General features: G+C 61.2%; 11 protein-coding genes. 7 read left to right on the forward strand and 4 right to left on the reverse strand.

All coding sequences use genetic code 11. The annotated features are described in order from the left end of the window. The coding region (locus tag DRB19_RS30890; RefSeq protein WP_114189309.1) for a hypothetical protein at nucleotides 1-230 on the reverse strand (230 nt) is incomplete at its 3' end. 306 nt (nucleotides 231-536) lie between these two features. Here DRB19_RS30890 and DRB19_RS28345 point away from each other — a divergent pair. Further along, nucleotides 537-686 (forward strand): DUF1127 domain-containing protein, encoded by a 150-nt coding sequence (locus DRB19_RS28345; protein ID WP_114189310.1) that lies wholly within the window; start codon nucleotides 537-539, stop codon nucleotides 684-686. Between the two features lie 142 nt (nucleotides 687-828). Here DRB19_RS28345 and DRB19_RS28350 read toward each other — a convergent pair whose 3' ends face one another. The 3 genes from DRB19_RS28350 to DRB19_RS28360 all read right to left on the reverse strand — a co-directional run bounded on the left by DRB19_RS28350 (nucleotide 829) and on the right by DRB19_RS28360 (nucleotide 2,233). Further along, nucleotides 829-1,113 carry a hypothetical protein gene (locus DRB19_RS28350; protein WP_114189311.1) on the reverse strand — a complete coding sequence of 95 codons (285 nt, stop codon included), beginning with the start codon at nucleotides 1,111-1,113 and terminating at the stop codon, nucleotides 829-831. Between the two features lie 81 nt (nucleotides 1,114-1,194). Then, nucleotides 1,195-1,584, reverse strand: coding sequence for a ribbon-helix-helix domain-containing protein (locus tag DRB19_RS28355; protein ID WP_114189312.1), 390 nt, complete (start codon nucleotides 1,582-1,584; stop codon nucleotides 1,195-1,197). Beyond that, the gene (locus DRB19_RS28360; RefSeq protein WP_114189313.1) at nucleotides 1,577-2,233 is read right to left on the reverse strand and encodes a ParA family protein; all 657 of its coding nucleotides are present in this window, start codon (nucleotides 2,231-2,233) and stop codon (nucleotides 1,577-1,579) included. The genes DRB19_RS28355 and DRB19_RS28360 overlap by 8 nt, the downstream gene beginning before the upstream one ends. Nucleotides 2,234-3,223: 990 nt before the next feature. Here DRB19_RS28360 and DRB19_RS28365 point away from each other — a divergent pair. From DRB19_RS28365 to DRB19_RS28390, 6 genes are all read left to right on the forward strand, one after another. Further along, nucleotides 3,224-3,982, forward strand: a complete 759-nt coding sequence (locus DRB19_RS28365) for a hypothetical protein (RefSeq protein WP_162815933.1) — start codon at nucleotides 3,224-3,226, stop codon at nucleotides 3,980-3,982. A 118-nt stretch (nucleotides 3,983-4,100) separates the two neighbouring features. Next, nucleotides 4,101-4,388, forward strand: a complete 288-nt coding sequence (locus DRB19_RS28370) for a hypothetical protein (RefSeq protein ID WP_147023590.1) — start codon at nucleotides 4,101-4,103, stop codon at nucleotides 4,386-4,388. Between the two features lie 61 nt (nucleotides 4,389-4,449). Continuing rightward, nucleotides 4,450-4,668, forward strand: a complete 219-nt coding sequence (locus tag DRB19_RS28375; RefSeq protein ID WP_245439884.1) for a WGR domain-containing protein — start codon at nucleotides 4,450-4,452, stop codon at nucleotides 4,666-4,668. A gap of 66 nt (nucleotides 4,669-4,734) precedes the next feature. Next, a complete protein-coding gene (locus tag DRB19_RS28380) occupies nucleotides 4,735-5,046 on the forward strand; it encodes a PilZ domain-containing protein (protein WP_114189317.1) in 312 nt (103 codons plus the stop codon). A 582-nt stretch (nucleotides 5,047-5,628) separates the two neighbouring features. Further along, nucleotides 5,629-5,895 (forward strand): WGR domain-containing protein, encoded by a 267-nt coding sequence (locus DRB19_RS28385; protein ID WP_114189318.1) that lies wholly within the window; start codon nucleotides 5,629-5,631, stop codon nucleotides 5,893-5,895. 40 nt (nucleotides 5,896-5,935) lie between these two features. Further along, a complete protein-coding gene (locus DRB19_RS28390; protein ID WP_114189319.1) occupies nucleotides 5,936-6,121 on the forward strand; it encodes a hypothetical protein in 186 nt (61 codons plus the stop codon). Nucleotides 6,122-6,452: the final 331 nt, after the last annotated feature.

Here is a 6,452-nt window from a genome sequence, read left to right on the forward strand (position 1 = left end):
CTGCTGGCAAGCTGACACTCGCCCCTCATGTGGCGGGCGATGGCCGACATTGCCTCATCAAGAGAGGGGAAGTTGGCAGTTCCCATTCTGCATAGCCCGGAGTCCTTGTCTGCATTGACGACGAAGAGCTTTGGGGATGCTTCGGTGATTGTCCCAAGGGGCCGCCCAAGCCGGTCGCTCAACGTCCAAGTGCGCGGTTTGAACGCCGCAGGCGTCACGACCACATCCACAGCAACTTCTCCGTATTTCGGTATAATTTTGCGTTGAGAGACAGGTTGTCAAGCGACGCCGGGCGGGCGCCACGATGACTTAACGGGGTGTAAACACCCCTGCCCTGTTCCATGCCCTCTGCTCATGGGTGGTCTGGGCTCTCGCGGGGTTCATCTCCTGTCTCATGCGCCTTACATGCCGCTCATCCGTCGCGGCCTGCCGTGACGGGTTTCCTCCCTAAACTCGGCCACCTACACGGTGGCCTTTTTTCTCGTTGCCAACGCGCGGCGCGGTTGCGCTCGCTGGTCCATTGTTGAGGTCGCGTCATGTTTCTTTCGGTTATCCTTTCAAGCATTCGTCAGTGGCATCGCTCCCGTGAAACAGCTCGCCAACTGTCTGCCCTCTCAGACCGGGAGCTCTCGGACATTGGCCTCTCCCGGAGCGACATCCATGAGGTCGCACGCCAAGGACGATAGAGCTTTCATGAGCGGCGCGATACGACTGCGCCGCTCTCTTTCTTTACGTAATTGCATAAGCCAATCCGTCCATCAGTCAGTGCTTGGCGACGTACGTACGTGGCTACGCAAACAACTGAGCCTAGAAAGATCTAAGACGTTCTTACGAATTCATAGTCCCGGCCGGCTGAATAAGGAGAGGCATTAGTGCGGCCTTGAGGGCCTGCATCTGCCGTTCAGTCTCAGCACGGACTCGGGGCGCATCCGGGTTGAGCAAAGCGCGTAGCCTAGCGTTCTCTGCGGTCAGGCGGTCATTCTCGGCCACAAGGATCGCTACCTCCTCCTCGGCAAGCCGAGCCCGGACTTGGGCGTCGTTCCTCTCCTGCTCCCGGATCTGCACTCGGTCGCGCCAAAGACGCGCAGCCACAGTTTCCGTGTCGCTACCCATAGTAGGCTCCTCGGTTCGGTCAGGATTACAAGGCGCCATGCTGGCGCTCTTGCTGACGTGCGTACGTAATGACGTATGGAGCTACGCGCTGCGTTCCTGCTGATCCAGGTATCCCAGCAAGGCGCTCTCAATGATGTCTTGGTGACTGAGCCGCCGCTCGAATGCGAATCGCCGAAGCCTTTCATACTGGGTTTCGGACAAGCGGAGGGTCAGAGATTTGGCACGAGGCTCTTTCCCTGCGGGAACGGTGGGCGCGGCAGGAGTGGGCTGGGGGCCAGCCTGAGAGACTGATGGCGAAGCAACCTGCGGAGCCGGAGCAGGTGCCGCTGCCGGGGTGAGTGTGACTGCGGCCTGTAGGCGGGCCTGGATCTCCCGGGCGGGGCTTTCTCCACGCTGGGACATGGTGTCGGGACGCGGCGCTCCCTTGGTCTGGATCAGGCCATCGAGGGAGGGAACGTTCTTATTAGCCATTGGCGACCTTCTTCTCTACGTGCGTGCTTGATGCCTTGTTGAGTTGCGTAAGTACGTAATTAAGTACCTCCCGCACCTCGTTCGCGGATGGTCCTTCCTGCTCCACCTCAGTTACGGTCTTGCCCGTGATGGCTGCGGTGGGGAAGTCAGTCCGGTCATGGATGACGGTAGGAGCGAGCTTGCCATGTTTCGCCAGGGCCATCACGGCCTGCATCTGGAGCCGCGTGCGGGGCTTCGCCTGAGTAAGCACGAAAACAAATGGGCATCCGGCCTTCTCAACCAATTCCAAGGTATCGCCAACGGCGTCCAGGTCGTCGGGAGAGGGGCGGACAGGGATGACAGCCAATGTCGCTCGGGCGAGGAGTTGTGAGAGTTCTGGATGAACGGATGGCGGAGTGTCGATGAAAAGGTACTCGACGCCTGCGGCCTCAAGCTTCGCGATCCCGGCATCCAGTCCGGCCGGATCGATTTTCACGAGGATAGGGGCCTCGCTCTCCCGTCTGTTCCACCAGCTCGTAAGTGAGCCCTGCGGATCTGTGTCAAGGAGAGCCGTCATGCCTGCCGACTGCTGGGCCGCAACCGCGAGGCTGCGGGAAAGGGTGGTTTTCCCGGCTCCGCCCTTTTGGCTGGCTACCACGATGATATGCATTGCGTGCCTCTTTGCGTCTTTACGTACTTACGTACGGATGTGCGTGGCCAACTCCGCAAGTGCTGGCTTCCGTACGGTTGGCGCAGGAGGGTTAAGAAGCCGTAAACGTGAGGGGCTGGCAGATAGGAGGCTGCTCTCGCCCAGGGGCTCATCCAGTTCCTCGTGGGCCGTCATGCTGCGCAGTGGAGGGGAGTCTTCAGAAAGCTGCATTGGCGTTGTGCCTACCGCCGCCAGTATCTCCACTGGAACCGCTCGCGTTTGGCTGAGATCCGCAAGGCCATCAGGATCAGGTAAAGCAAGGCGGAAAGCCTCCGGTGCCGTGCTGGGTGAGGCGACAAGAGCGGCAGTTCATCCGTGCCTACTCTTGTCCCTCGGGCCGTAAGGCCACGGGGAGGGGTCTATTGGCTCTTGGTGACAGAGGCATGACGCCGTTCACTTCCCAGAGCGCCACATCAAGTTGGTACTGTTTCGAGGCTGGGCGAGCATAAACCCGCAGATGGCGCACTGATATTCAGGGGCACGGCTGATATCGGGTATATGCCCAATGTCCGGTCGGCTCTTCACCCGCTTAAATTTTCTGGGTGAGCTCCGACGTCGCTTGTCCGGAGCGACAAGTCTTCGGCATTCGTGACACGGCTGGGGATCGGCCATAGCGGTCACTCTCTGTCAGGACCAGCACGGGGACTTCCACTTCGGCGCAGTAGCCTCAAGGCGAATAGTTAACGGCTCGTTAACAGGTGTGGAGTCAGTTTAAGGCTCGGCCTGTTGACGGTGGTGAGTCCGCCGTTCACCGTGGCCGGTGGTGCGCGCACTGAATCGCGCATCAAGGAGAAGAGTAGAGCCTAGACACACAAAAGCCCGCCGAAGGGGCGGGCCTCATGTCCGGCAGGTGCCGGGAAGATCATTGATTGGCGTCATGATCATCCCCCAAGCGCTGTGCCTTCGTCAAGCGGAAAACGTCATTTTTCGCGACGGCGGAGCTTTGCCCCCATGAAGCACCTCCCCCTGCGACGGGCTTTGCAGCCCGAAGGGGAACACATGCTTGCCGTTCAATCGCGGCTTCCGCTCGTCCTGCCGATGCAGGCACGGGCACGAAGGGTCCGCCGGCCATTCCACCCGTCGCAGGGGGAGGGGCCTTACCGCCTGCCGCGTGAGGTGCGCGACCGCCTTGCGCCGGCGTTGGCGCCGTTTCGCAACCGTGAGGCTGCTTTCTCCCTGGCGACGTTCATCGCGCGCTTCTGGTCGGCACCTGGGCGGACCGTCGAGGGGTTCGTGATCGACCGCCGCGAACTGGCCGATCGTGAGGATCTCGGCCTGTCCGAGGCGAAGGTGAGGGGAGCCATTCGCGTCCTCGAGGAAATCGGCTTCCTCGATCGCGCTGTCTCCTCCGGATCGAAGTACAAGGCGACGGAAGATGGCCTGCGCCGCAAGCCGATCCGGTTCATGTTCGGGTCAGAGTACGCTCCTGCCTTCATCAAGGCCAACGGACGCGCAGCGGCAGCCCGTGGGGGGCGTTCTGGCGAACGGCGGGCCATCATCCCAACCAGTGCCCTGCGCCCGTCTACAACCTCCCCAGAGGCTCAAAAAATTAACTCGCCCAAATGCAAAAGCGAAGCGGTTCCTACGGTGAATCTGGGCGACTTAAGCAAAGGAAGCGGCCTCCCTCCAAAAGCCTTTGAGCCAAACCCAGCCCTAGAAGCTGCATTGGACCGTCTGTTAAAGGGCATTCGGCAAAGCCGAGGCGAATGAGGGAAGGGCAGAGTTAGATTCTTGAACCGAGAACGGCCCTGCGCCCCTATCGTGCCTGACGAGCTCTCCTCCTCGAGCGAGAGTGTTTGATCAATTGGGAATGGATCCGATGCCCCGAATGTCAGCAGAAGAACGCGAGCGGCAGGCACAAGCCCGCAAGAAGGGGCAGGAGCAAGAACGCCACGAGTATTGGGAGCTCCTGATTGAGGGAGCCCGGGATGGACACGAGAAGACACGGCTGCTGTTCGATCAGCGGCAGGAGAACCTCTACCGGCGGCTTGAGGAGCTCGAGCGGAACATAAGAGATGAGATCCGCGAACAGGGACGAACGACACGAATTTGGCTCGCGCTGCTCACCGTGTCGGTCCTGATCCTGATCTTGATCTTTGTATCCCTTTGGTTCTGAGCGGAAGGTGAGACAAGCTCTTGCACGATGATCTCCGCTCGCTGATCAAGCACCACCTCTGGTGCTGCACCGGATCGACCCGGAGCAGGGCGTCCGGCGCTTCTACAGCCTCATGATCGAGCGCGACCTGTTCGGCACCGTGCGCCTGGTGCGCAACTGGGGCCGCATCGGCACCAACGGGCAGGAGCTGGTCGAGGAGTTCTCCGACGAGATCGAGGCCGGCCAGGCGCTGGAGGCTGTCGCGCGCGCCAAGCGACGGCGCGGGTATCGGGATCTCTAGATTGGCAATTACCTCTCTCTGCCTATTTACGGTGACAATCCTGCACGAGAGGAGAGGGGACCATTGATGATCGAAAAACGGTCGGAAAAACGCTGGCACACGGTCCTCAAGGGACAAGTCGTGTTCAACAACCGTGGCTCGGTTCTCGACTGCACAGTGCAAGATCTCTCCAACATTGGCGCCCGTATCTACTTCACCAACGCCGTCGAGCTGCCGCCCGAGTTCGAGCTTGAGATCCCGAGCAGGAGGCTGCGGCTTCTGGCCCGTCGGATCTGGAGCCGCGAGGCGAGCCACGGCGTGATGTTCCTGGAGAAGGCCAAAGCGGGGACGGTCCCACCCGCAGGATGGCCTCGGACATCCGACAAACCGGCTACGTAATATTTACCTTGACCTTACAGGATGGGTGCACCGGGCGCGTTGCGTATTAGTCCGGCGCAGTGGGCTCAGCATTGCAAGCGCCCTGGCCGGGAGTTCTACCCTCCCCGGCCAGGGCGTTCTTGCTTGGCAGCCGCGCCTCAGATCGGCCGCACTGTGCGGGGAGCCTCACCTTAGCCATGAGCCTGCTCCTCCCCGGAGATTCAGCCATGGCCCGGCCCGACGGAAGCCGGGACGCCTCCGTCGGGCCGCCCGATCTCGCGCGCAAGGCTTACCCTTGTCTCGTGTTCCATACGCCCATTATCGGAACAAATTCGGGGGTTTGGGAAGATTTCTCACAGTCATTCCGGTGCTTCGGCGGCAAACCCCAGTACAGCGCCAGTCCAACCGGCGGTTTGAAGCCGCCCGGCGCCGGCGCGAATACTCGCGACATCTTTTGTGCATCATCTCGGCGGAATCCGGCCACGGTCACCGTGAAGAGTCCCAACACGCTCCTGGACCCCAAGCCAAGGGCGTCTCACAACCCCTGCTCCCTCCTGGCCCCGCCAACGAGGGAGCTTTTTTGTCGGGAGCCCGCGGCCCCGATTGTCGGCCGGTGCGGGAATAAACCGGGCCCCAGAGAGTCCATCACAGACCGGCTCTCATGCCCCTGCCGGCCCCTTACAGGCGCTCCCAAGGAGCGCCTTTTTCTTAGTCGTCTGCCTGCTGCGCGACTGGGGCCGGATCGGCACCAACGGGAAGGAGACCAACGGGAAGGAGATTGTGGAGATCTACGACAACGAGATCAAGGCAGGGGAGGCGCTGGAGGCCGTGGCCCGGGTCAAGCGGCGACGGGGCTATCGGGATCTGTGATTGCCAAGGATTGGCCCCATTGGGCGAGTAGCCCAGGTTCATGGCGGACCAGAGCACACAATCTCTCGATGCGGCGGTTGAGGAGACGATGGATCTGGCCCATCAGACCATTGAGCAGACCCGCGCCGAAATCGCTCGCTCACAGGCTTTGAGCCAAGCCGAAGCTGGCCTTGCACAGGCCATCGAACAGATTGCCGGCGAACACGTCGCTCCTGCTGACGAGTGATCAGGAAGACCGATGAGTGGCGGCTGGTCCCCAATCAGTGCCGCGCCGCGTGATGGCACCCCTGTGATCCTCTGGAGGGCAGAGGACGATGACCCGCCCGCTCTCCCGCTGACCGTGGGGTTCTGGACCATCAACCCTCAGGCAGGCGTCGGCTATTGGCGGATCTTCGCAGATCCGCCGCGCTTTTGCTCTGACCGTCAAATCCGCGGATGGAAGCCGCTTCTTCACGGTTGAGATGAGTGTCCGCGATGTCGGTGCAATCCAGAAATGGCACTCAGCGTGCAAAGTCGACATGACACCCTGGGTCTAAAACCGGTTGGGGAGGGCGCCC

Origin of the sequence: Microvirga aerophila (assembly GCF_003332305.1) — a bacterium.
Classification (GTDB): Bacteria; Pseudomonadota; Alphaproteobacteria; order Rhizobiales; family Beijerinckiaceae; genus Microvirga; species Microvirga aerophila.